Source organism: Salipiger abyssi, assembly GCF_017311415.1.
Classification (GTDB): Bacteria; Pseudomonadota; Alphaproteobacteria; order Rhodobacterales; family Rhodobacteraceae; genus Salipiger; species Salipiger abyssi_A.
Window position 1 is genome coordinate 1 of record NZ_JAEKIS010000032.1, and the last position, 23628, is coordinate 23628.

Annotated in this window: 21 protein-coding genes; 9 read left to right on the forward strand and 12 right to left on the reverse strand. The window is 63.7% G+C overall.

What is annotated here, in order from left to right:
* Positions 1-217: 217 nt before the first annotated feature.
* From I6N89_RS23605 to I6N89_RS23625, 5 genes are all read right to left on the reverse strand, one after another.
* Positions 218-1060 (reverse strand): DeoR/GlpR family DNA-binding transcription regulator, encoded by an 843-nt coding sequence (locus I6N89_RS23605; protein ID WP_236016817.1) that lies wholly within the window; start codon positions 1058-1060, stop codon positions 218-220.
* A 58-nt stretch (positions 1061-1118) separates the two neighbouring features.
* Positions 1119-2381, reverse strand: a complete 1263-nt coding sequence (locus tag I6N89_RS23610; RefSeq protein ID WP_328805924.1) for a TRAP transporter large permease subunit — start codon at positions 2379-2381, stop codon at positions 1119-1121.
* 55 nt (positions 2382-2436) lie between these two features.
* Positions 2437-3021 (reverse strand): TRAP transporter small permease, encoded by a 585-nt coding sequence (locus I6N89_RS25605; protein ID WP_328805925.1) that lies wholly within the window; start codon positions 3019-3021, stop codon positions 2437-2439.
* A 64-nt stretch (positions 3022-3085) separates the two neighbouring features.
* On the reverse strand, positions 3086-4102 hold the full coding sequence (locus I6N89_RS23620) for a TRAP transporter substrate-binding protein (protein ID WP_207020771.1): 1017 nt from the start codon (positions 4100-4102) through the stop codon (positions 3086-3088).
* On the reverse strand, positions 4099-4590 hold the full coding sequence (locus I6N89_RS23625) for a hypothetical protein (RefSeq protein WP_207020772.1): 492 nt from the start codon (positions 4588-4590) through the stop codon (positions 4099-4101). The genes I6N89_RS23620 and I6N89_RS23625 overlap by 4 nt, the downstream gene beginning before the upstream one ends.
* Positions 4591-4799: 209 nt before the next feature.
* Between I6N89_RS23625 and I6N89_RS23630 the strand changes: the two genes are divergently transcribed.
* The 5 genes from I6N89_RS23630 to I6N89_RS23650 all read left to right on the forward strand — a co-directional run bounded on the left by I6N89_RS23630 (position 4800) and on the right by I6N89_RS23650 (position 12265).
* On the forward strand, positions 4800-6854 hold the full coding sequence (locus I6N89_RS23630; RefSeq protein WP_207020773.1) for a hydantoinase/oxoprolinase family protein: 2055 nt from the start codon (positions 4800-4802) through the stop codon (positions 6852-6854).
* On the forward strand, positions 6851-8488 hold the full coding sequence (locus I6N89_RS23635; RefSeq protein WP_207020774.1) for a hydantoinase B/oxoprolinase family protein: 1638 nt from the start codon (positions 6851-6853) through the stop codon (positions 8486-8488). Before I6N89_RS23630 ends, I6N89_RS23635 begins: the two co-directional genes overlap by 4 nt.
* A 145-nt stretch (positions 8489-8633) precedes the next feature.
* Entirely contained in the window at positions 8634-9962 is a 1329-nt protein-coding gene (locus I6N89_RS23640; protein WP_328805926.1) for an FAD-binding oxidoreductase, read from the forward strand.
* A 49-nt stretch (positions 9963-10011) separates the two neighbouring features.
* On the forward strand, positions 10012-11040 hold the full coding sequence (gene mgrA, locus I6N89_RS23645) for an L-glyceraldehyde 3-phosphate reductase (protein WP_207020776.1): 1029 nt from the start codon (positions 10012-10014) through the stop codon (positions 11038-11040).
* Between the two features lie 385 nt (positions 11041-11425).
* Complete coding sequence (locus tag I6N89_RS23650; protein ID WP_207020777.1) at positions 11426-12265, forward strand: DUF305 domain-containing protein; 840 nt, start codon at positions 11426-11428, stop codon at positions 12263-12265.
* A 175-nt stretch (positions 12266-12440) separates the two neighbouring features.
* Here the strand turns inward: I6N89_RS23650 and I6N89_RS23655 are convergent, their stop codons facing one another.
* The 7 genes from I6N89_RS23655 to I6N89_RS23685 all read right to left on the reverse strand — a co-directional run bounded on the left by I6N89_RS23655 (position 12441) and on the right by I6N89_RS23685 (position 18859).
* Positions 12441-12950, reverse strand: a complete 510-nt coding sequence (locus I6N89_RS23655) for a flavin reductase family protein (protein WP_207020778.1) — start codon at positions 12948-12950, stop codon at positions 12441-12443.
* Positions 12947-13627 carry a GntR family transcriptional regulator gene (locus I6N89_RS23660; RefSeq protein WP_207020779.1) on the reverse strand — a complete coding sequence of 227 codons (681 nt, stop codon included), beginning with the start codon at positions 13625-13627 and terminating at the stop codon, positions 12947-12949. Before I6N89_RS23660 ends, I6N89_RS23655 begins: the two co-directional genes overlap by 4 nt.
* A gap of 37 nt (positions 13628-13664) precedes the next feature.
* Positions 13665-14459 carry an ABC transporter permease gene (locus I6N89_RS23665; protein WP_207020780.1) on the reverse strand — a complete coding sequence of 265 codons (795 nt, stop codon included), beginning with the start codon at positions 14457-14459 and terminating at the stop codon, positions 13665-13667.
* Complete coding sequence (locus I6N89_RS23670) at positions 14456-15370, reverse strand: ABC transporter permease (protein WP_207020781.1); 915 nt, start codon at positions 15368-15370, stop codon at positions 14456-14458. The genes I6N89_RS23665 and I6N89_RS23670 overlap by 4 nt, the downstream gene beginning before the upstream one ends.
* A gap of 9 nt (positions 15371-15379) precedes the next feature.
* Complete coding sequence (locus tag I6N89_RS23675; RefSeq protein WP_207020782.1) at positions 15380-16420, reverse strand: ABC transporter substrate-binding protein; 1041 nt, start codon at positions 16418-16420, stop codon at positions 15380-15382.
* 63 nt (positions 16421-16483) lie between these two features.
* Positions 16484-17602: an ABC transporter ATP-binding protein gene (locus I6N89_RS23680; RefSeq protein ID WP_076706335.1), complete on the reverse strand. Its 1119-nt coding sequence runs from the start codon at positions 17600-17602 to the stop codon at positions 16484-16486.
* 3 nt (positions 17603-17605) lie between these two features.
* Complete coding sequence (locus I6N89_RS23685) at positions 17606-18859, reverse strand: acyl-CoA dehydrogenase family protein (RefSeq protein WP_207020783.1); 1254 nt, start codon at positions 18857-18859, stop codon at positions 17606-17608.
* A 257-nt stretch (positions 18860-19116) separates the two neighbouring features.
* Here I6N89_RS23685 and I6N89_RS23690 point away from each other — a divergent pair, with 257 nt between their 5' ends.
* From I6N89_RS23690 to I6N89_RS23705, 4 genes are read left to right on the forward strand one after another with little or no spacing between them, the layout of a single operon-like run.
* On the forward strand, positions 19117-20211 hold the full coding sequence (locus I6N89_RS23690) for a M24 family metallopeptidase (RefSeq protein WP_207020784.1): 1095 nt from the start codon (positions 19117-19119) through the stop codon (positions 20209-20211).
* Positions 20204-21349, forward strand: a complete 1146-nt coding sequence (locus I6N89_RS23695) for a M24 family metallopeptidase (protein WP_207020785.1) — start codon at positions 20204-20206, stop codon at positions 21347-21349. The genes I6N89_RS23690 and I6N89_RS23695 overlap by 8 nt, the downstream gene beginning before the upstream one ends.
* An 18-nt stretch (positions 21350-21367) precedes the next feature.
* Positions 21368-21799: an ester cyclase gene (locus I6N89_RS23700; protein WP_207020786.1), complete on the forward strand. Its 432-nt coding sequence runs from the start codon at positions 21368-21370 to the stop codon at positions 21797-21799.
* Positions 21796-23163, forward strand: a complete 1368-nt coding sequence (locus I6N89_RS23705; protein WP_207020787.1) for a M20/M25/M40 family metallo-hydrolase — start codon at positions 21796-21798, stop codon at positions 23161-23163. Before I6N89_RS23700 ends, I6N89_RS23705 begins: the two co-directional genes overlap by 4 nt.
* Positions 23164-23628 lie beyond the last annotated feature (465 nt).

A 23628-nucleotide genomic window follows, 5' to 3' on the forward strand; every position in this document is an offset into this window, starting at 1 on the left:
TTCGTGATCAGTTCCACCGCTTCCTGCTTGAACTCGCGGCTGAATGCTCTTCTCGTCATGTAGTTTCTCCGGTTTCATAAACACCTTATCTCGGTGTCCACGAAACCGGCAGCAGGCCAATCACGTCGATCCGTCTCTGGATCCGCCACTTGTCTACATGACCTAGGACAACGGACGAGCGCGTACTTTGCGCCAACATCAAGACGTCGGAAACGGGTCAGTCCGGATCACCAGCATCCGCGTCGCCCACCTGAACTCTGTCGATGGTCTTGAGGCGCGGCTTGTGCGGCGGAAATTTTGCGCGATCCTCTTCAAGCAAACCTGCGTCCGTGATGATGAGGTCGATAGAGCCGATGGGCACCGTTCGGTGCAATGCGCAGGACATGAAGCGGCTGCTGTCGGCGATGAGGACGACCTCTCTTGCTGCCGCGGCCATCGCTCGCTTCATGTGCCCCAATTCCAGGTTTGTTTCCGACGTGCCGTTTTCATCGATTGCGGTGGCCGACGCAAAGAAGATGTCGCAGTGGATATTCTTCAGGAAACCCAGCCCGGGTTCACCCAGCAGACTGAACGAGCCGACACGGCATGCGCCTCCCGGCACGATCAGCGAGATGTTGTCGCGGTAGGTCAGCTGCTTGGCCACGTAGAGATCGTTGGTGATAACCGTCAGCGGAAAATCAATCTTTGCGATCTCATCGGCCAGCCGATGACAAATGACGGCACCGGTGTCGATCAGGAGAGACTGGCTGGGCTCGATGAGAGTGAGCGCCTCGCGCACTATGGCCAGCTTTTCCTCGACCGCCGTGCGCTGGGACAGATCGGTGGAAGGCTCATAGCTCGAACGCGAACGGATGGCCACCGCACCGCCATGGGTGCGGCGCACCAGACCCTCGCTTGCAAGCACGTCAAGATCGCGGCGGATGGTCGAAACCGAAATGCCCAGCATCCGTGCCAGATCCTGACCGGATCCCGCCTGGTTCTGCTTGAACCAGTCGATGAGATGTTGCCGACGCTCCGCCGGCAGCATCTCTTCATTCAATGTGTCCTCTGACTTGCGCAAGGGGACCTCCTAATCTGGCATTTGGTCGGTTCGACGTGATTATCGGTATCTCTGCGCGTTAGAGGTGGCTAGGCAACCACAGAACAATTTGCGGGAAAATAGCGAGAATGACCGTTCCAAGGCACAGGAGCAAAAAGAAGGGCATCGTTGCGCGCACGGTTTCTCCCATAGATTTCTGCGTGAGCCCCTGTAGCACAAAGAGGTTCAGTCCGACCGGCGGCGTCAGGGCGCTCATCTCGATCATGATGACGAGATAGATGCCGAACCACAGCGGGTCGAAACCGGCCTGCACGATGAGCGGAACCGCGATGGGCACGGTCATCACGGTCATCGAGGTGCCGTCGAGGAACATGCCCAGGACGATGTAGAGGCCCGCGAGGATCAGCAGAACGCCATAAGGCGACAGGTCGAGCGACGAGATGGCTTGGGTGATCTGATTGGGCAATTGCAGGAAAGCGATGGCCGCCGACAGGAAAGAGGAGGCGGCGATCAGCATGAGAATCATCGCTGAGACGCGGATGGTTGCGGCAAGACTGTCACGCATCAGTTTGAGCGTGAACTGACCGGTAACGACGGTGATCACGATCGCCCCGAACACTCCGACCGCCGCCGCCTCGGACGGCGTGGCGATGCCCGAGTAGATCGAACCGAGCACGACAAACATGAGCAGCATGATCGGCAGCAACTCGACAAGGCCGTGTGCGATCGCGCGTGCGTTCACCGTACCCTTGTAGCGTGGAGCACGTTCAGGGTGCAGCAAAGAGACAAGCGCGATGAAACCCGCATAGAGCCCGGCCATCATAAGGCCGGGAAGCAGGCCACCGGCAAAGAGCTTGGCGATGGAGACTTCGGCCAAGACGCCATAGACGATCATGGCAATCGAGGGCGGGATCAGCAGGCCGAAGGATCCGGCACCGGCAAGCGAGCCCGCGGCGAGGCGCAGATCGTAGCCGCGGGCCTGAAGTTCGGGGATGGTGATCTTGCCCACCGTGGCGGTGGTAGCCGTGGAGGAGCCGGAGATTGCGGCAAAGACAGTGCAGCCAAAGACATTGGTGTGCAGCAGGCCGCCCGGAATACGCGCCACCATGGGCGCAAGGCCACGGAACAGGCGTTGCGAGATATCGGTTCGAAAGATGATATCCCCCATCCACATGAAGATCGGAATGGCGGCAAGCTCCCAGGAAACGGCGGAGGACGAGATCACCTTTGTGGCGATCGTGCCGATGCGCGCTGCGTTGAAGTCGAGAACGAAATACATCGCCGATGCCCCGACCAGCATGAGACCGGAAAAGATCCACGCGCCGGCGCCCAGGAAGAGCACGAGAAGCAGCAGGATGACCGTGGCGGAAAACGTGATGGACATGGAATTCTCCCGGTCAGAGGGTCAAAGCGCGTTCTTCGCCGTGGCCGACCGCCACGAGCCGCAGAGCCCGTACGATTATTTGCAGCAGCAGAAGGACGAGGCCCACGAAGAAGAAGCTTTCGGGAATCCAGAGCGGAATTGGGATCAGGTGCTCGCTGGTCGAGCCGCGATCGAAAAGCTTTGCGACCGTTTGCCACTGGCGCGCCGCAAGGAACCACATGATGCCGCCTGACGAGGCGATCGCGAACGCTTCGACGATCCAGCGCACCGCGCCGGAGAGCTTGTCGGTCAGCGCCGTCACCCGGATCATCGCCCCTTCTTCCAGCGCCCAGGGCGCAGCAAGGAACGTGATCGCGGCAACGCCATAGCCCACCAGAACGTCGGCCATATAGGTCGAGGTGGAGAATATCCGCATGCATATCTCGAGCAGGATGAGCAGTGTCATTGCGACCAGAAAGCTAGCCGAGATGATGGCGGCGGTCCGGTTGAGGATCGTCGACACCCGCGCAATGGCGGCGAGCCAAACCGGATCATCGGTGCGGTCGGGGTGGTGGTGCTCTTCGATCTCGGGAAGGTCGGGCTTCGCTGCGGGGCTCACGGTATGCTCCATGGTTCGGTCGTTCTGCGTGTCCGCGCCCCGGAGAACGGGGCGCGGGCCGGGATCACCCTTGCTGGGCCTTGAGCTCCTCGAAGCGGGCGAGGATGCGTTCGCCGCGCTCGCCCGTCTCGGCCAGCCAGGTCTCGCGCACCTGCATGCCGGCCTCCTTGAGATGATCGAAAACCTCGGTCGGCACATCCGCGTCGCGGGTGATGTTCATGCCGTTTTCGGACATCTTCTTGTAGGCGGCACCGATGGAGGCGCGGACGATATCCCAGTTGTATGCGTCACAGGTCGCGGTGGTCTCGAGCATTGCGGTTTGCACCTCCTGGGGGAGCGCATCGAACGCGTCTTTGTTCACATGGCACATGAACAGACCCATGGCGTAGTTGAGCTCGGTGAAGTCGCTCAGGTAGTCCCAGATCGACAGCTGGACCGCGCCATCCGCCGAGGTCAGAACCGCATCGAGGCCGCCGGTCGAAAGCTGGGGAATCAGGTCGGACCACGCCACCTGCAACGGCGCGGCGCCCGCGTTCTTCAGCGTCTGGGTTCCGTTCACGTCATAGGTGCGCACGCGCAGCCCCGCGACCGCATCGACCGACGTGATCGGCATATGGGCGTGGATGCCCGAAGGCGGGTTCGGCATGGCCCAGAGCAGCACCATGTCGTTCTCTTCGAAGATCGCCGCGTATTCGTCGCGCGCCGCCTGCCACAGCAGATAGGCCTCATCGAGACTCGACGCGATGAACGGCAGCGACGATAGGTTGAACAAGGGATCGATGCCACCGAGCTGGGTCATCAACGTGACCGCAGCTTGCACGCCGCCGTCTTGGACGGCATCGAAATGGTCGACCGATTTGTAGCCAAGCGCGCCACCGCCTTGGTAATTGATGGTCAGCGCGTCGCCGACCTTCTTGCTGACTTCGTCAACAAAAAAGTTGCACGCCTGACCGGAGAGGGACGTTGCACCGTACTCGTCGGACATGTCCCAGCGGACATTTGCGAAGGCGGGGCGAGAAAGTGCGGCAAGCGCGCCAGTTGCGGCGGCGGTGCACATGAACGTGCGGCGGGTGAAGGTCATGATAAAGCTCCCTGCGAGCGATTGCTGTCGTTTCGGGCGGATATGTGGGCCGCACCGGTCATTGAGGCATGCACAATGATGCGCGTATGCAGGCACATCTGAACCCTTTTGGTCAAGAAACTTTCATCTTCTATCATAAATTCACCGAAAATGTGCAGGATTTCGATAGCTTCCGGCACATTCGCGCAAGAAACGTGCAGAATCTCTTGAAACTCGCCGCGATTAGAAGATTTTCGTTCACATTCGACCACAAATGAGCAAGCGTGGATTGCACGACGGGAATGATTCGCGATTTCCCGACAACACGCAGGACCAAGGCAACATCGTATGCCGCCGATGATCGAAATTCCGAATTCAGCATTCGTATCCGGCTGTAGTTCTGCGCGATCCGTGCGTTTCTTTGGTGGAACGCTTGGTTCTGCGAACGCATATGCACTGGCTGCGCTGCCAGAGATGCAGCGTACGGGCCGGCCGCCGGGAGCCACCATGACACTTCTTGATCGTTTTGGATTGCACGTTTCGCAAAGCGATCAACCCAGGGGAGCGCAGCGACAAGACGGTCCCTCCTATGGACGGATGCCGCTGGCATATTGCAGCAGCGATGCGCGGCCCAGGATCTTTGCGCGCCGACTGGCTGCGCAACACACTCATGCAATTGGCCGCACGCGCGGCATGAAATGAAGGTAGGAAGGCAGGAATGGCCTGGAGAATTGGCGTAGATTCCGGAGGCACGTTCACCGACGTGTGCCTCTTTGACGAAGACAGCGGCAAGGTCGAAATCTGGAAGGTCTCGTCCACGCCAGACGATCCTTCGCGCGGCATCACCACGGGTGTGGTCGAAGGGCTCGATCAGGTTGGCAAGACCGCCAAGGACCTCTCATTCCTCGGTCATGGCACCACGGTTGCCACCAACGCGCTGATCGAGCTGCGCGGCGTCAAGACCGGGCTGATCGTCTCCGACGGCTTTCGCGACCTGCTGGAGATCGGGCGCCAGAAACGGCCGAACCTTTATGACATGATGGCCGAAAAGCCGGAACAACTTGTATCCCGGGATCTGCGCCGAGAAGTGCCCGAGCGTATGAAATACGACGGCACCGTCGATGTGCCGCTCGACGAGGCCGCGCTGCGCGCCGAACTGCGCGATCTGGCCGGTCAAGACATCAAGTCGCTCGCCGTCTGCTTTCTCTACGGCTTCCTCAACACCGAACACGAGGACCTTGCCAAGCGGGTGATCGCGGAAGAGCTGCCAGACGTCTTTGTCTCGGCGTCCCATGACGTTGCGCCTGAGTTTCGCGAGTTCGAGCGCCTTTCGACCACCCTGGTCAACGCCTATCTCGGTCCGGTCATGCAGCGCTATATCCGCCGCCTGAAGGAAAATCTCGCAGAGATCGGTCTGGAAATCGCTCCGCAGCTGACGCAGTCGAACGGCGGCGTGATCGGCTTCGACACGGCTGCGAACCTGCCGGTGCGCACCGTGCTGTCAGGCCCGTCGACCGGAGTCGTTGCGGCCCAGGCCATCGGCAGGATGTCGGGCTTCGAGAACATCATCACCTTTGACGTGGGCGGCACCTCCTCAGACGTGGCGCTGCTGCAAAACGGCATTTGCCAGCTGACCGGCGAGGCGGACGTGCATGGCTATCCGATCAAGGCGCCGATGCTCGACATTCACACCGTGGGCGCCGGCGGCGGCTCGATCGCCCATGTCGATACCGGTGGCCTGCTGAAGGTCGGTCCGCGCTCGGCCGGGGCCCATCCGGGGCCGGTCTGCTACGGTCTCGGCTCGACCGAACCCACCGTAACCGATGCCAACATCGTCCTGCAAACGCTGAACCCGGTCGAGATCCTCGGCGGTCGCATGAAGGTGCGCCGCGACCTGGCGGTCGACGCAGTGCAGCGCCTGGCGGACAAGCTGGGGCTGGGCGTGATGGAAACCGCGCAGGGCATCATCTCGGTCGTGACGGCCAACATGGCCAAGGCGATCCGGGTGATTTCGGTGCAGCGCGGCCACGACCCGCGCGATTATGCGCTGATGGCCTTCGGCGGGGCGGGCCCGCTGCACGCCGCGCGGCTGGCCCGCGAGCTCGACATGGGCAAGGTGATCGTACCGCTGACCCCGGGCACGCTCTGCGCGCTCGGCCTGCTGCTCACCGACCTGCGCGCCGATTTCGCGATCTCGCGCCTGCTGCCGCTCGACGACAGTGCACTGACCGGCATCGACGCGGGCTTTGCCGACCTCGTGGATCAGGCGACCGCATGGTTCGATGCCGAGGACATCGCCGAAGACCGCCGCGTGATGACCCGTACAGCCGACATGCGCTATATGGGCCAGAACTACGAGCTGTCCGTCGCAGTGCCCGCCGGGCCGATTACCTCCGAGACCTTCAAGGCGCTTGAGGAAGGTTTCGAAGCCGCGCACCGTCAACGCTTTGGTTTCGTTGCGGAAGGCGAGCAGATCCAGCTTGTCACCCTGCGCCTCGAGGCGGCCGGCATCGTGAATAAAGCACAGTTCAAGCCGCAGCCGACCGAAGGGCCTGACGCCTCTGCCGCGCGGATCGACACTCGCGACGTCTACATGGCCGAAGCCAGCGATTTCATGTCCTGCGCGGTCTACGCGCGTGACAAGCTGCGTCCGGGAAATGTGATCGAAGGCCCGGCCATCGTCGAACAGATGGATACCACCACGGTCATCCTGCCCGACATGTCGGGCACCGTGGACCCCTATCTCAACCTGATCCTGGAGGTGAAGGCATGACCGCGACCGAAAAGAAAGCCATTGATCCGATCACGGTCGAGGTGATCGGATCCGCGCTTCAGAGCATCGTCGAGGAAATGGGGGAGGCACTGGTGCGCGCCTCCTACTCGACCAACATCAAGGAGCGGCGCGACTGCTCCACCGCGCTCTTCGATCACCGCGGCAACACCCTGTGCCAGGCCGAGCACATCCCGATGCACCTGGGCTCCTTCCTCGGCGTGATCCCTGCCATCCAGCAGCGCTTCGACATGGCCGACATCAAGCCCGGCGATGTGTTCATGGCCAACGATGCCTATGCGGGTGGCGCAACGCACCTGCCCGACATCGTTCTGGCCGAACCGATCTTTGTGGATGGCACGTTGGTGGCATGGGCCGTCAACACAGCACACCATTCGGATTTCGCCGACCGCGGTCACGAGCACATCTATCAGGAAGGCATCCGCATCCCGCCGGTCCGTCTCTACCGTGAGGGCGTGCTGAACAACGACCTTCAGGAAATGTTTCTGCTCAATTGCCAGGTGCCGCGCGAACGCATTTCGGACCTGCGCGCCCAGATGTCGGCGAACCGGCTCTGCGTGCAGAGGATGAGCGACCTGTGCGCCAAATACGGCACCGAAAAGGTGCTCGCGGCAGGCGATGCGCTACAGGACTATGCCGAACGCAAGATGCGCGCGGCGATCGAGGCGATCCCGGACGGCACCTACAGCTTCGAAGACCAGTTCGACAGCAACCAGTGGTCCGGTGCGATGACCTTCAAGGTCGACATCACGGTCTCTGGCGACGAGATGCTGCTGGCCTTCGACGGACCGCCGCAGGTCCGGGGCGGGTTGAACCTGATCTACACCTCGCTTCTGGCGGCGGCCTATTTCACGGTGAAATCCGTGCTCGATCCGACCGTGCTGCCGAATGCGGGCCTGGCGCGGCCGCTTACCGTGACGGCGCCGAAAGGGTCGATCCTCAACTGCGCGCATCCGGCGGCGGTCGAGGGGCGGATCGCGGCCTCCCAGCGCGTGACCGACCTCGTCTACGGCGCGCTAGCCAAGGCATTGCCCGGACGCGTGATGGCAGCCGGCAACGGCTGCTGCACCGGCGCGATCTTCAACGGCGAGGACGACGACGGCAACATATGGGTTTACCTCGAAACAATCGGCGGCGGTGGCGGGGCACGCCCCGGCGCGGACGGCCTTTCGGGCATCCATGTCGGTCTCACCAACACCTCCAACCTCCCGGTCGAGGCGCTGGAACTGGAATACCCGCTCACGCTGCTGCGCTACGAGCTCGTGGACGACAGCGCGGGCCTGGGCCAGTTCCGTGGCGGCATGGGGGTACGGCGCGTCTACCGTGCCGAAAAGGCCTGCCGCTTTACTGTCGAAAGTTCCCGCGTGGCTTCGCAACCCTGGGGCCTCGACGGCGGTCAAGACGCCAGGGGCACCCAGCTCGACTTCGGAGATGGCCGGACCACCTTCGCGGGCATGGTTGACCTGAAGCCCGGCCAAATCGTGTCGATCGTCACCCCGGGCGGTGGCGGCTACGGCGATCCGGCGAAACGGCCGAAGGATGCCGTCCTGCGCGATATCGCCGAGGGCCGTATCGGCCCCGAGGTTGCCAAGGCGACCTACGGTCTGGGCGCCTGACCAAGCTTCACACCCTGGCGTGGCGATCACGAGACGCAAACAGTGACCGCCACGCAGACATACCCTGTGAAACCTCCCCCTCAGCAAAGAATTCGTGATGATAGATAGTGAAACCAGAGGGTTCGTCCCCTCGCTGAACACGGTCGTGAGCGAGCGCGACATTCCGGCCGAGACCGATGTGGTTGTGGTCGGTGGCGGGACGGCGGGCGTGTCGACCGCGCTTTTCCTTGCGGAGAAGGGCATTCGTGTCTGCCTGTGCGAGAAGGGTGAGATTGCCGCCGAGCAGTCGTCGCGCAACTGGGGCTGGACCCGCCAGATGGGCCGCGATCCCCTCGAGATGCCGCTGACGATCCAGAGCCTCAACCTCTGGCGCACGCTCAAGCACCGCTTCGGCATCGAAGCGGGCTACAAGGAAACCGGCATCGTTTACGTTTGCAGGAAGGGTTGGGAAGTCAGGCAGGCCGAAGGCTGGGCCAAGACCGGCAAGGAATACGGCCTGCCGCTACGTGAACTGACCCCCCGCGAGATCAAAAATATCGTGCCTGGCATCGCGTCGGGTCAAAACTACGGCTTGCATACGTCGACGGACGGGCGCGCGGAACCGGCGCTCGCCGTGCCTGCCTTTGCCGACGCCGCCCGCCGGCTGGGGGCAAAGATCCTCACCCGATGTGCGGTGCGCGGGTTCGAGAAGACCGGTGGCGCCGTCTCTGCCGTCGTGACCGAGAAAGGCACAATCAAGTGTTCTGCCGTGGTGGTCGCCGGCGGCGTCTGGACGCGCCCTTTTCTGCTGAACATGGGCGTTCATCTGCCGCAGCTGAACATCATTGCCGCCGCTGCGCGCGTCGAAGCCGTGTCGGGCAACCTTCACAACGGCCCCGATTTCCCCATGGGAGGCGCGGCCTTCGGTCTGCGCAAGAGGATGGACGGCGGCTATACCGTGGGTCCGCGCAACATCAACATCGCACCGATTACTCCTGACAGCTTCCGCCTGTTCACCGACTATTTGCCCGTCTTCCTCAAAAGCTGGCGTGAGCTGAGCCTGCGCTTTGGCAAAGACTTTTTCGAAGAGCTTATGTCGCGCAAGCGCTGGACCCTCGATCAGATGACCCCCTTCGAAGCGGTGCGGGTGCTGAATCCGGAACCTTCGGACTGGATGCTCAATCGCGCGCTGAAAGGAATGCGCGAGACCTTGCCCGCTCTGCGCGATGCGCGGGTGACGCATGCCTGGGGCGGAGCGATCGACGCCACGGCAGACGGTGTGCCGGTGATTGATGGCGTCGAACAGACCCCTGGCCTCTACATCGCCGCGGGTCTGTCGGGCCATGGCTTTGGCGCCGGTCCCGCAGTTGGCCAGCTCATGGCGGAACTGGTGGCGGGGGACCGCCCGACCGTCGACCCCACCCCATTCAAATACAACCGCTTCCGCTCAACGAAGCGCTTTGCCGTATGGGAGCCGAAGCAGGCCTATGCCTGAGCGCCGCCCCCGACACGAAACGACAAGACCAAAGATGGAAGGAATATTCATGTCCTATTCGCCGAGCGAAACCCGCTACGAAAAGATGACCTACAATACCTGCGGCACAAGCGGGCTGAAGCTTCCGGCGATCTCGCTGGGTCTGTGGCACAACTTCGGCCACGATACGCCGCATGACACCAAGCGCGCGATTTGCCAGACCGCCTTTGATCTGGGCATCACCCATTTCGATCTTGCGAACAATTACGGCCCGCCCGCGGGCTCTGCCGAAGAAGCCTTCGGGGAAATCCTGCGCACAGACTTCAAAGGCTATCGCGACGAGCTGCTGATTTCCTCGAAGGCCGGCTGGGACATGTGGCCCGGACCCTATGGCGATGGCGGTTCGCGCAAATACCTCATGGCGTCTTGCGACCAGTCGCTGAAGCGTCTCGGCGTCGATTACGTCGACATCTTCTATTCGCACCGCTTCGATGCAAACACGCCGCTCGAGGAAACCATGGGCGCGCTAGACAGTATCGTGCGGCAGGGCAAGGCGCTCTACGTCGGGATCTCAAGCTACAACTCCGAAGCGACCCGCAAGGCCGCGGCAATCCTCAAGGATCTCGGAACACCGTGCCTCATCCACCAGCCGAGCTACAACATGCTCAATCGCTGGATCGAACGCGACGGTCTGAAGGACACGCTTGCGGAACTCGGCATGGGATCCATCGTCTTCACGCCACTGGCCCAGGGTATGCTGACCAACAAGTACCTCAACGGCGTTCCGGCCGACAGCCGTGGCGCAAGCGGCACCACCTTGAGCGAAGGCTTCCTGTCGGAAAAGAACATCGAAAACATCCGCGAGCTGAACCGAATTGCCGAAGGCCGTGGCCAGACACTGGCTCAGATGGCGATTTCCTGGGTCCTGCGCGGCGGCGCGATTACCTCCGCACTGATCGGTGCCTCGAAAGCGCAACAGGTCATCGACTGCGTGGGCGCGCTGGAAAACCTGGACTTCACCGCCGAAGAACTCGCCGAGATCGATCGCTATGCAGTTGAGGGCGACATCAATCTGTGGGCAGGCGCGACGAACAGCTGATGCCACGCCACCGGTTGCTCGGTGGCGCTAGATAAGCCAAAAGCCCTGCCCCTAGTGGGGCGGGGCTCATTGTTTCCGGTGTATTTCGGCGACGACGCTGCGTTGTGGAGTGACCTGATGCGACGAGAGGTGCCGCTGAAACCGATGCCCTTACAATAAGGAAAGCTTAGCGGGAAAAGCCAACTCCACACGATGCGGGTTCTAGGGGGCAGAGCAGTCTATGCCGACGAGGTGCTGACGACGCCAAGTCCGCTTGGCCGGAGGAGTTGTACGACAACCAACCCGACGTATCCGCACCGCCCGGGTAAAGTGGAGCTCCCTTCTTCGGGAACCCTCCAGCGCTGGAAGGCCGTTGAACCGACAAGTGACATGCATGGAGGTGCCGATGACCTATTCCCGCTTCGCCCTCATGATCCTCGCCTCGACGGTGATCATGTTCGGCCTGATGTATCTCAACACCTACGCGGTCGAACATGTCTTCTTCAGCGAGACCCGCATTTACATGGCGATCATCATGGGCGCGACCATGGCCTTTGTCATGCTCGCCTTCATGGCCGCGATGTACCCCAGCCGCGCGGTCAATGTCGCGATATTCGCCGGCAGCGTCGTGGTCTTTGCCGGGGCGCTCTGGCTGGTGCGAAGCCAGGTCACTGTGAGCGGACCCAGCTACATGCGCGCGATGATCCCGCACCACTCCATCGCCATCATGACCTCCGAGCGGGCCGGCATCGAGGATGCCCGGGTGCGCAAGCTGGCGGACGGAATCGCCACGGCCCAGAAGAAAGAGATCGCCGAGATGCGCGCACTGATCGCCGATGTCTCCGCGGGGAATGTGGCCACCGAGATCTACGAGGACCCGCCCGCGCGTCGTGGCACGCTTCAGGATGCGCTGAGCAACACGCTTCTGTCGACTCTCGATCCCGCGCCGTTGACCAGCGCAGAGGCAGGCGACGCGCTGCCCGAGGGAGAGACCTGCGCCTTCCGCCGCACCCGCACCGAAGACCCGATACTGATCGCTGCCGCCGATGGCGCGGACGCAGTGGTCAAGCTCAACGGGATCATTCTTCCGCTGAGTGCGGGAGACACGGAAAGGGCTTACGGCACCGAGGGGCTCGAAATGACAGTTGAGCCGGTTGAGGGGTGGCGGTCCGACAGCCAACTCACCTTCCGGTTGGAACCGGGTCCGGAGGCGATCTATCGCGGCTTCTGGTCCTGTGCCGGCTGAGAAGCGCCGTCTGGCCGGGCTGCTGCGCAGGCTGCACTGTCCCGTGCCGCCGCGCAGTTGTCTTGGGCTCTGAATCCGGCCTGCACCAGCCTGAGGAATGTGCGTAAACGGACGGGCGTGCCTCTCCGCGTCAGGCGTCTCTGCCGGTGGCGAAAAAACCTGCGCGCGGATCGTGTCAGGCCAGCTGCCGGTACTTGCCCTGCGAATAGACCAGAGGATCGCCGGAATAGGCGCTGCGCCCGTCTAACACCCGCCCGATCAGGATATGATGGCTGCCGAAGGTGGTGATCTCGACCAGTTCGCATTCGAACGTGGCGACCGCATCGCGCAGCACGGGCATGCCGTTTTCGCTCTGCGCCCAGGCGTCGCCAAAGCGCGCATCGCCCTGCTGGCCGCTGCGGCCGGCAAAGATATCGGCGATGTCGTCCTGGCCGTCGCCGAGGTAATTGGCGCTGAACCGGCCGTTCTCCCGGATCGCGGTCAGCGCCGAGGAGCGGGCGTTGAGGCAGACCAGAAGCGAGGGCGGCGCATCGGACAGCGAGCAGATCGCCGTCACCGTGCAGCCCGCGCGGCTGGCGCCGCTGCCGGTCGCGACCACCACGACAGAGGCAGCGGGGGCGCGCATCACCTTGCGGAAAGCTTCGGCCCCCAGCTGGGGTGCGGCGCTGCCGGTCTGCGGGGTCATGGGGTGTCTCCTTCGGATGAGGTGTCGGATTCTGCCAGATGCAGCCGCGAGATGCGGTTGACCTCGGCGAAATGGGCGCGGACCGTCTCTTCGGCGCCCGCGGCGTCGCGCTGGACCAGCGCGCTGGCGATCTCCAGGTGATGCACTTCGAGCAGGCGGCGCTCCTCGGCGGTGGGCTCGATCTGCATGGCGGTAAAGGAATATTCATAGAATTCCTCGATCAGCAGCCGCAGCCGCAGACTGCCGGAGGCCTCGGCGATGCCGATATGAAAGGCGCGGTCGCGCTGCGAGCGGCTGGCCTGATCGGCCCCGCCGGCACGCATCGCCTCGCGGCAATGGCGCAGGATCGCGGCCAGCGCCGTGTCGGTGGCGTTGCGGCAGGCAAGCTGCACCGCCGCGCATTCCAGCGATTGCCGGATCACCATGACCTCTTCGAGCTTTTGCCCGAATTCGGCCACCAGCACCCCGCCATTGCCCTTGCGGATCACCAGCCCCTCGGCCTCGAGCCGCGAGATCGCCTCGCGCACTGGCGTGCGGCTGACATTGAGCTGCGCCGAAAGCTGTGTCTCGACCATCCGCGCACCGGCCTTGAGCTGCCCCCGCAGAATGGCGTTGCGCAGCTCGCGGTGAACGTGGATCACAACCGGTTCGCGCTCTGGCACAGCGAGGGGGGGCACGGGGCCTTCTTGCTCGATATCCACAGGTTCCAACCTCTTACCCCTTCTTCAGACCGCGCTGCGCCAGCGCCACAAGCCACAGCCCCAGAACCGACACAACCGTCATGAATGTCGACACGGCGGCGATCGTCGGGTCGATCGTCTGCTGCACATTCACCCAGATCTGCCTTGGAAGCGTGGGTTCGGTCAATTTCGTCAGGAACAGGCTGAGGATAATATCGTCGAACGAGGCCACAAAGGCAAAGAGACCGCCGCCCAGAATGGCGGGTTTCAGGTTCGGGATGGTGATCAGCCAGACCGCGCGCAGCGGCGAAGCGCCGAGCGAGCGCGCCGCCCATTCCAGACGCCGGTCGAAGGAATAGAGCGAGGCGGTGATGATCATCACGACGTAGGGAATGGCGATGATCGAATGCGCCATGACCAGCGCCCCGGTCGTGCCGAGGATGCGCAGCTTGACATAGAGGAAGTAGAGCCCGACGGCGATGATGATCTTGGGCAGGATCATCGGGCTCATCACCAGCATCCGCAGCCCGGCCTTGCCGAAGAACCGGTATCGCACCAGCGCCAGCGAGATGGCAAAGCCGATCACCAGCGAGAAAAGCGCGGTGAGCGCCGCCACCACAAAGCTCACCCGCGTCGCCGTCATCCATTTCGGGTCCGAGAAATAGGCCTCGTACCAGCGCAGGGAAAAGCCCGGCGGCGGGAAATGCAGCATCTCGGTCGGGGTGAAGGACACCAGAAAGATGATGATGATGGGCGCGATCAGGATCAGCAGGATCAGGATCGAGACCGAGGCCAGCACGAGATTGCCGGGATTGACGCGGCGGGTCATCTTGCACCTCCCCAGAGCCGTTCGAAATCGAGAAAGCGGTTGGCGCCCAGTTGCATCAGCCCGGTGACCAGCAGCAGGATGACCGAGAGCGTGGCGGCAAAGGTCCAGTCCATCGCCTCGTTGATCTGGATCGCGATCACCAGCGGCAGGGTGGTCTGGTTCGGCCCGCCCAGCATGGCGGGGGTGATATACATGCCGATGCCCAGCATGAAGACCATGTAGCTGCCCGCCAGGATGCCGGGCCGGGTCAGCGGGAAAAAGACGTGCCGGAACGCCCGGAACGGCGAGGCCCCGAGATTACGCGCCGCCAGCAGCAGGTTGCGGTCGATGCCGTTCATCACCGAATAGATCGACAGGATCATGTAGGGCAGCAGGTAATAGGCCAGCGCAAAGACCACGGCGGTATTGGTGCCGATGAAGGCGATGGGCGTGTCGATCAGCCCGAAATCCAGCAGGAAGGTGTTGAGCACGCCCTGCCGTCCGAGGATCACCAGCCAGGCGTATGTGCGCACCAGGCCGGAGGACCAGAACGGGATCAGCACAAAGGCCATCAAGATCACCGCCCAGGTCTTTTCCAGCCGCACCAGCCAGTAGGCGACGGTATAGCCCGCGACGAGCGTGATGGTCAGCGTGATCAGCCCGAGCAGGCCGGTATAGCCGAGCACCGCCCAATAGGCCGGCTCTTCGAAGAACATCCGGTAGCCGTCGAGCGTGTAGTTGCCGCCCATGTCGGTCACGCTCTGCCAGAAGATCCGGATCAGCGGGTAGCCGAAGAACAGCAGGTAAAAGATCAGCACGGGCACGAGGAACAGCGGGAAGCGGCGGTTGTCCCGCCCCTTCCGGCCAAAGCCACGCTTGCGGACAGGGGCGGGAGCCCCTGCCAGCGTTTCGATATCGGGTTGCGTCGACATTGCGCGTGCTTACCGGACAGCCATGCGTGCCCAGGCCTGCGCGATCTCCTGACGGTGCTCACCCAGCCAGGTGGTGTCGGCCACGCGGCCCTCGGAGGCGGTCGCCGGGTTGCCGGGCAGCAGCGGCGCGACGCTCTCGGGGATGGAGGCATAGGCATCGCCGTTGATCGGGCCGTAGTTGGTCGGCTCGGCAAGCTTGGCCAGCGTCTCCGGTTCGCAGACCCAGCTCAGGAAGGCCATCGCCTCGTCCTTGTGCGGCGCGCCCTTGGGGATCGCGAAGAAGTTCGGGTAACGCAGATGCTGGTTCCAGTTGATCGTCACCGGCGCGCCGTCCGCGATCAGCGGCACCATGCGGCCGTTGGGAATGACGATCATGTCGACCTCGCCATCGGCGAGGAACTGCACCACCTGCGCATAGCCGTCGGAAAAGGTGATGTCGTCACCCAGCTCGGCGATCTTGTCAAAGGCCTCGTCGATGTCGAACGGGTAGAGATTGGCGATATCGGGGTTCATCGCCATCGCCGCCTGTTCGGTGGGCGGACGGGTGGCGCCGACCGAGCCGCGCTTGCCGGGGAAGGCCTCGGTGTCCCAGAAATCGGCCCAGGTCTCGGGGCCCTCGGGATAGGTCTCGGTGTTATAGGCCATGACCATCGCCCACTGGATCGTGGGGAAGGCGTATTCCTTCTTCATGTCGGCGGGAATGCCGCTGGTGCAGCTTTCCGGCAGCGCGTCCCAGTCGATGGGCTCGAGCAGGCCTTCCTGCGACAGCGCGTTGACGGAATCGGCGGAGAGGTCGACGAGATCGGCCTCGACATTGCCGGTCTGGATCATCACGCGGAGATTGGCGAAATTGTAACCCGCCGCCTCGGTGACGGTCTTGCCGGAGGCCTCGGCATAGGGCTGGAACCAGTATTCGCTTTGGTTAGCCTGGTAATTGCCGCCGAGCGAGAGGATCACCACCTCGTCTTCGGCCTGCGCCGCCGCGGCGCTCACCAGCCCAATGGCGGTTGCCGCCGCCAGTCTGCGGGTCTTGGATTTGAAGAGGTTCATTGTGCGTTTCCCTGTTGTTGTCGGCGATGATCAAAGCACCGGCCATCGCCTTTGCCGGTTTCGTCAGGAAGTGAGGATGCGTCCGTTTTCCGGCTCGAACCCCACCACCAGATCGGCGATCTGCTCCGGCGGAACGCCGATACCCCGGTTGGGCCGGCGCACCTTGAGCTGCGTGCCGTCGCGCAGCCGGACGGTGTAGATGCAGCTTTCGCCGAGATAGATCTCGGAGATCAGCTCGCAGGGCTGGGCATTGTCGATGCCCGACCCCGCATCGGCGAGGCGCAGCCGTTCAGGGCGGACAAAGACCGTCGCCTCCTGCCCGCGCGCCAGCGGCTCGGCGGCCACGACGCGCAGCGCGCTCTTGCCGACGGTGACCGTGGCGATACCGGCATCGCAGCTGTCGCAATGGCCCAGAAGAAAGTTCGACTCGCCGATGAACTTGGCGGTAAAGCGGTTGCCCGGCGCCTCGTAGGTGTCGCGCGGCGAGGCGAAGGAGGCGATCACGCCGTCCTCCATGACGGCAATGTCGTCGGACATCGTCAGCGCCTCTTCCTGATCGTGGGTCACATAGACGACGGTGATGCCCAGATCCTCGTGGATGCGCTTGATCTCTTCCTGCATCTGGAGCCGCAGGCGCCGGTCGAGTGCGCCCAGCGGTTCGTCCATCAGCACCAGCGACGGCGAGAAGACCAGCGCGCGCGCCAGTGCCACCCGCTGCTGCTGCCCGCCGGAAAGCTGGTGCGGGTAGCGTTTCGCAAAGCCGCCGAGCCCCACCAGTTCGAGGAAATCCTGCGCCTTTTCGTGCATCTGACGCTTGGGCATCCCGCGCATGGTGAGCGCGAACCCCACATTGTCCTGCACCGTCAGATGCGGGAACAGCGCGTAGTTCTGGAACACCATGCCGATATCGCGCTTATGCGCCGGCAGTTCGGTGACGTCGCGCCCGTTGATGCGGATCTCGCCCGCCGAAGGGTCGATGAACCCGGCGATCATCATCAGCGTGGTGGTCTTGCCGGAGCCCGACGGCCCCAGCAGGGTGAGGAACCGGCCCGGCGACAGCGTCAGGTCGATCCCGCGCACCGCATTGGCCGAGCCGTAATCCTTGCACAGCCCGTGGAGCGAAAGCGACGCGCCCTGCACATCGCTCTGCCCGGACCGCGCGGCTGCTGCCCGAAAGACCATGGATCAGACCGCCTCGGCGGTTTTCGGGCCGAGGCCGAGATCGGCCCAGGTCTTGGCGCCGGCGACATCGCCGTATTTCTGCTTGGGCTGGTAATCGCCATCCACCGTCGCATCGGCGAGCAGCTTGACGAGCTGGCTGTCGCGGGTGTGCAGCGATGCGGCGCGGATGTCGCGCCAGATCATCTCCAGCGGCAGGGTTTCCATCAGCGCGCGGGTGCCGATCAGGTCATAGGCCTTGGTCGCCACATGCAACGCCACCTCGCGCGCGGTGTGATGTGCGGCAAGCGAGGCGAGCGCGGCGTTGCCCCAATCCTCCGCCTCCCAGAGACGGGTGGCATAAAGCGCCGAGCCGGCGGCGGATTGCAGCTGTGCCGCCATGTCGCCGACCTCGACCATCAGCCCCTCTTCGCTGCGCAGGAAGGGGCGTTTTTGCAGCGTGTCGATCACGCAGTCGAAGGCACCGTTGGCGCAGCCGATCAGGTGGAAGCCCTGGCTCAGCTCCAGCGTATAGGGATCCTTGGTGATGAAATCTGCGGGCTCGCCCAGCACGTTCTTCCACGGGATGAACACGTCTTTCAGCGTCGCCGACCAGCTCACCGTGCCGCGCAACCCGGTGATCTTGTCCCAGCCGTTCTCGCTGAAGCTCAGCCCCTCGGTCGGCGCCTCGACGATGGACAGGGTCAGTCCTTCGCGGCTGGTCTCCGAGCCCGGCGCGATCGACCAGTAGAGCAGGTATTTCGCCACCGGCCCGTTGGAGCAGAAATGCTTGGAGGCATTGGCGCGGAACCCGCCCTCGACCGGCTCCATGCCGGCGTTGAAGAAGAGCTTGGTCTTGGTGTCCTTGCCGTGCACCGTTTCCTGGTGGTTCACCTCAGAGCCCAGCGAGCCCATCAGCACGCCGTTTTTCGCCACGTCGCCAAGGATGCGCGCCTTCTGCTCCTCGTTGCCGAGCCGGGCGACGGCGCCGCACTGGTGATAGTGGATGATCAGGTTCCAGCCGGTGGTGGAGCAGGCACGCGAGATCGCCTCGGTGACGATATAACAGCCCAGATGCGCGTTGCCCGCCGCCGGGGCGAGCCCGCCATATTCCTTGGGAACCGCCAGCTTCAGCAGCCCGGCCGCGCGGATCAGCTCGAAGTTCTCCTCGGTGAAGCGCGCTTCCTTGTCAAAGCTGCGGTCGGCGGTCTTCAGCTTTGCCGCCACGTCGTTCGCAATGTCGAGCCACTCCTGCTGCTCGTCGGTCAGATTGGTCCACATCTCGTTCTCCTTCGTCCTTCGCTGGCCGCTGCGGCGACCTCTTGAATTTCTGCATGCAGTATGCGTGTTTTACTTGAGAAGAGAAAACTGCCTCAAATAGCCAAAATTGAAAATTTGCTCATAAAATAGACGATAATAAGATGTATTTTGCGCAAATATTCATCCAAGATACAGTTTTTACCGTAGCTTTCTGCATGCAGGATTGCCGGTTTTAGCGAATCCTTCCTAAACCTGCATGCAGAAATAAGAGGGACACCATGTCATTCGAGATCGAAAAAGCCGCGATGGCGCGCCTGCGCGGCATGATGGCCGAGGACGGGACAGAGGCGGTTCTGATCGGCCCTTCTGCCTCTTTCCGGCATCTGATGGGGCGCGACGCGAACCTGACCGAGCGCCTCGTTGCGCTGCTGGTGACACAAGATGGCGCCGAGCTGATCGTGCCGCGCCTGCAAGCGCCGCTCTACGCCACCCACCCCGTCGACCCGATAGTCTGGGACGAGGCGGAGGACCCGGTGGCGCGGCTTGCCGCACGGCTGACGGAGCTGGGCGTTTCGGTGCTCGGCGTGAATGCGGAATTCTGGTCGGGCTTCCTTCTGCGCCTTGCCGAACAGGCGCCGCAGGTAAAGCTGCGCCCGGCCAGGGCGCTGGAGCGGCTGCGCGCGATCAAGACCGGGGCGGATATCGCCGGGTTGCAGGCCGCCGCCGACGCGATTGACCAGGTCTGGGCCGGGTTCCTCGCCGCCGTCCCGGTCTTTACCGGCAAGACCGAGCTGGAGCTGCGCGGCGTTATTCGCGAGCTGATGGTGGCCGAAGGCTTTTCCACCATCGCCTGGGTCGATGTGGGGGCCGGGGCCAATGGCGCCTCGTCTCTGCATCACGGCTCGGATTACATGATCCAACAGGGCGATCCGGTGGTCTTTGACATCGCCGGGCTGTTCGGGGGCTGGAACGGCGATATCGCGCGCGTGGTCTGTGCCGGCGAGCCGGGAGCGGAGTATCGCGCCGCCTACGATCTGCTGCTCACCGCGCAGGAGGCGGCCTTTCAGGCGATCCGCGCCGGCAGGCCCGCCTCGGAACCCGACCGCGTCGCGCGCGAGATCTTGAGCGATGCGGGGTTCGGCGAGAACTTCACCCACCGGGTCGGCCACGGCATCGGGCTCGACGTGCATGAAGAGCCCTATCTCGTCGCCGGAAACGACCTGCTGCTCGCCCCCGGCATGGTGATGTCGGACGAGCCGGGCATTTATCTGCCCGGCCGCTGGGGCATGCGTGTCGAGGATATCGTTGCGCTCACCGAGGACGGGCCACGGCGGCTGACGCAGAGCCCGAAGGAGCTTGTCATTCATGGCTGAGGATTTCATGCCGCACGATCTGCCACCGCCCTTTACCCGCGACGAATGCGCCGGGCGCCTTGCCGCGCTGCGCACCCGGATGGCGCGCGCCGGGCTCGACCTGCTGGTGATCGACCAGTTCGAGCATATGGTCTATTTCGGCGGCCACCTGCCCACGGCAGCGATGTATCAATGCCTGCTGGTGCCGCTTTCGGGCACGCCGGTCATGGTGATCCGGGCGCTCGATGCGCAGGTCTTTCACGAAACGAGCTGGCTCGACCGCTGCACCGCCTTTGGCGACGCCGAAGACCCGATCGCCGTCGCCTCTGCCGAGATCGCAGCGATGGGGCTAGCCGCCGGCCGCATCGGGATCGAGGGCGACAGTCATTTCCTGACGCTCGACCGTGCCGAGGCCTTCCGCGCGGCGTTGCCGGAGGCCAGTTTCCAGACCTTCTCGGGCGAGATGTGGGAGATGCGGCAGGTGAAATCCCCCGCCGAGCTCGCCCATCTCGAACAGGCCGCGCGGATCTGTGACCGCGCTACGCTGGCGGGTTTCGCCGCAGCGCAGGCAGGCGTGAACGAACGCGAGGTGACCGCCGCCATCACGGCGGAGGCGCTGCGCAACGGCGCCGACAACACGCGGCTTGTCCTTTTGGCCTCGGGGCCGCGCTCCGCCGCGCTGCACGGCGCGCTCGGGCAGCGTGTGCTGGCGCCGGGCGATCTGCTGCATGTGGAAATGGTGCCGCATTTCCGCGGCTACACCTCGCGCATCATGCGGCCCAAATCCATCGGCGCGCCGGACGAGGAACAGCTGCGCATCGCCGAAACCATGGTGTCGATCCAGGACGCGCAATATGCCGCGATGACCCCCGGTGCCAAGGCTTCGGAGGTCGACCGCATCCTGCGCGAGGGCATCCTCTCCGCCGGGCTGCGCGACAGCTACAGCAATGTCACCGGCTACACGCTGGGGCTGGTCTTTATCCCGCGCACGTCGGATTTCACCCGCGTCTTCCAGGCCGAGAGCCGCTGGACGCTGGAGGAAAACACCGTGTTCCATATGTATGCCTGGGCCGGCGGCATGGCCTTCAGCGACACCGTCGTGGTCACCCCGCAGGGCGGCCGGCGGATGACCGCCCTGCCGCGCGTGCTGGCGCAATAACCTAAAGAAGGAAACTCCATGACCGACCGAACCGATCCCGTAGCGGTGATCCGCGAATACTATGACCGGGTCTGGCACCGGCACGACACCGACGCGGTGCATGAGCTCTTCGCCGAGGGCTATGTGAACCACGCCGGCGCGCGTGGCACGCTGACGGGCCCCGAGGGTATCCTGACCAATTACCGGAACACCCGCGGCGCCTTTGCCGACGGCACCTTTGCACTGGAGATGCTGGTGACCGAGGGCAACAAGGTCACCGCCTATTACACGATGACCGGCACCCATACCGGTCCGTTCATGGGCATTCCCGCGACGGGCGCAAAGGTCCGCGTGCCAGGCATCGGCATCTACGAGGTGCGCGACGGCCAGATTCAGGAAAGCTGGGTGGTGCGCGACACGCTCGTGCTGCTGAAGCAGCTCGGCGCCGATGTGGCCGTGCCCGCGACATGAGTGCATCGCCCGGCGATCTGCCGGAGGGGTTTCTCGACGATCTTGGCGCGCTGCTCTCGATCCCTTCCGTCGCGGCGTGGCAGGCGCGCGGCGACGGCGCCATGCAACGGGCGGCAGAATGGCTGCGCGACCGGCTGGCACGGGCGGGGCTTTCCGCGCGGCTGCTTGACGAGCCACGCGGGGCGCCGCGCTATGTCTATGCCGAAAGCGCGCAGCGCCCGGAGCGTCCGACGCTGCTGATCTACGGCCATTACGATGTGCAGCCCGCCAGCCGTGCCGATGGCTGGTCCTCCGATCCCTTCCTGCCCGAGCTGCGCGACGGGCGGCTCTATGCGCGCGGCGCTACCGATCAGAAGATGAACCTGCTGCTGCCCATCGCCGCGCTGGAAAGCCTGCCAGCCGATGACACCGACTGGAACGTCAAACTGTTCTTCGAGGGCGAGGAGGAGGTTTTTTCGCCCCATATCGCCGAGACGCTGGCCCGGTATCGTGCGCTGCTTGCCTGCGATCTCTGTCTCTCCTCCGATGGCTGGCAGGCGGGGCCGCAACAGGGCGATCTGCGGCTGGGCCTGCGCGGCTTCTGCGGTCTCGAGGTTACGCTGCAAGGCGCGGCGCGGGATCTGCACTCCGGCACTTTCGGCAGCGTCGCCCCCAACCCCGCCGCCGCGCTGATGCGGATGATCGCGGGGCTCTGGGATGCGGCGGGCGAGGTGGCGCTGCCGGGGTTTCTCGACAGGGTGACGCCGCCCGGCGCGGAAGAGATCGCCACCGCCCGCGCCGGCTTCGATGCTAGGGCCTGGCGCCGTACTGCCGGGCTGGACCCTAACGCGCCGCTGCCGGTCGCGGATGAGGACATCCCGGTGCAGGCCGGGCTGATGCCGGCGCTTGAGGTCAATGCGCTCGATGCCGGCGATTTCGCCGGCGGCTTCCGTAGCATCGTGCCGCGTGAAGCCTCGGCGCGGCTCTCCTGCCGGCTCGTGCCGGGACAGGAGCCCGGGCGGATCTGCGGGCTCGTGAGCGATGCGCTGAAGCGCGCCACGCCGCCGGGACTGCGGCTTGTCGTGACACCGCTGCCGGGAAGTGCGCGCGCCTATCGCATCGCCGCCGATCACCCGGGCCAGCATCTTGCCGCGCGGGTGCTGGAGGCCGTGGACGGCCAGAGGCCGCGCCTGTCCTATTCCGGCGGCTCAATCCCGATCCTGGGCGAGATCGACCGCCAGCTCGGCGTCAAGACGGTGATCTTCGGTTTCGGCCTGCCCGACGAGAACATGCACGGTGCGGACGAGTTCTGCCGTTTGAGCGATATCAGGCGAGGGCTGGCGGCCTGGCGGCTGTTCCTGCGGCGCGGAGCACGTGACAGGTAAAGCACCCGGCAAGAATTTACATAATCCTCATCATCGGATGGCGCGGTTCACACCGGTGGATTTACAAACGGAGTGAAAATTCTATATTAAAACAGTATGTTGCATGCAGCGTGAAGAATGGGAAGCCAGCCCTGCCACCTGAAGCGGGACGAACGACGCAAGATTACCAGGTGGCTTGTTGCAGAGCTCTGCGCCGGCGGGATTCACGTTGCGAATCCGATTGGTTAAGAGGCTCTACAGGAGCAAGCTTGAACCTGCCCGCTACCGCAGGACGAACTGGACGTCCTACAACGACGCCCTGAAGCGGCGCAGGTCGCCGCTTATCTGGCGCGACAGGGACATGGTGTGGCCTGCTGCCGGTTTCGTGGACACCGAGATAAGGTGTTTATGAAACCGGAGAAACTACATGACGAGAAGAGCATTCAGCCGCGAGTTCAAGCAGGAAGCGGTGGAATTGATCACGAA

Coding starts and splice junctions, on each gene's coding strand:
- I6N89_RS23680 (WP_076706335.1), bottom strand. CDS start 17,602: ATGGTCTTTCGGGCAGCAGCCGCGCGGTCCGGGCAGAGCGATGTGCAG.
- I6N89_RS23670 (WP_207020781.1), bottom strand. CDS start 15,370: ATGTCGACGCAACCCGATATCGAAACGCTGGCAGGGGCTCCCGCCCCT.
- I6N89_RS23620 (WP_207020771.1), bottom strand. CDS start 4,102: ATGACCTTCACCCGCCGCACGTTCATGTGCACCGCCGCCGCAACTGGC.
- mgrA (WP_207020776.1), top strand. CDS start 10,012: ATGTCCTATTCGCCGAGCGAAACCCGCTACGAAAAGATGACCTACAAT.
- I6N89_RS23635 (WP_207020774.1), top strand. CDS start 6,851: ATGACCGCGACCGAAAAGAAAGCCATTGATCCGATCACGGTCGAGGTG.
- I6N89_RS23655 (WP_207020778.1), bottom strand. CDS start 12,950: ATGACCCCGCAGACCGGCAGCGCCGCACCCCAGCTGGGGGCCGAAGCT.
- I6N89_RS23650 (WP_207020777.1), top strand. CDS start 11,426: ATGACCTATTCCCGCTTCGCCCTCATGATCCTCGCCTCGACGGTGATC.
- I6N89_RS23695 (WP_207020785.1), top strand. CDS start 20,204: ATGGCTGAGGATTTCATGCCGCACGATCTGCCACCGCCCTTTACCCGC.
- I6N89_RS23625 (WP_207020772.1), bottom strand. CDS start 4,590: ATGGTGGCTCCCGGCGGCCGGCCCGTACGCTGCATCTCTGGCAGCGCA.
- I6N89_RS23675 (WP_207020782.1), bottom strand. CDS start 16,420: ATGAACCTCTTCAAATCCAAGACCCGCAGACTGGCGGCGGCAACCGCC.
- I6N89_RS23665 (WP_207020780.1), bottom strand. CDS start 14,459: ATGACCCGCCGCGTCAATCCCGGCAATCTCGTGCTGGCCTCGGTCTCG.
- I6N89_RS23690 (WP_207020784.1), top strand. CDS start 19,117: ATGTCATTCGAGATCGAAAAAGCCGCGATGGCGCGCCTGCGCGGCATG.
- I6N89_RS23705 (WP_207020787.1), top strand. CDS start 21,796: ATGAGTGCATCGCCCGGCGATCTGCCGGAGGGGTTTCTCGACGATCTT.
- I6N89_RS23700 (WP_207020786.1), top strand. CDS start 21,368: ATGACCGACCGAACCGATCCCGTAGCGGTGATCCGCGAATACTATGAC.
- I6N89_RS23630 (WP_207020773.1), top strand. CDS start 4,800: ATGGCCTGGAGAATTGGCGTAGATTCCGGAGGCACGTTCACCGACGTG.
- I6N89_RS23685 (WP_207020783.1), bottom strand. CDS start 18,859: ATGTGGACCAATCTGACCGACGAGCAGCAGGAGTGGCTCGACATTGCG.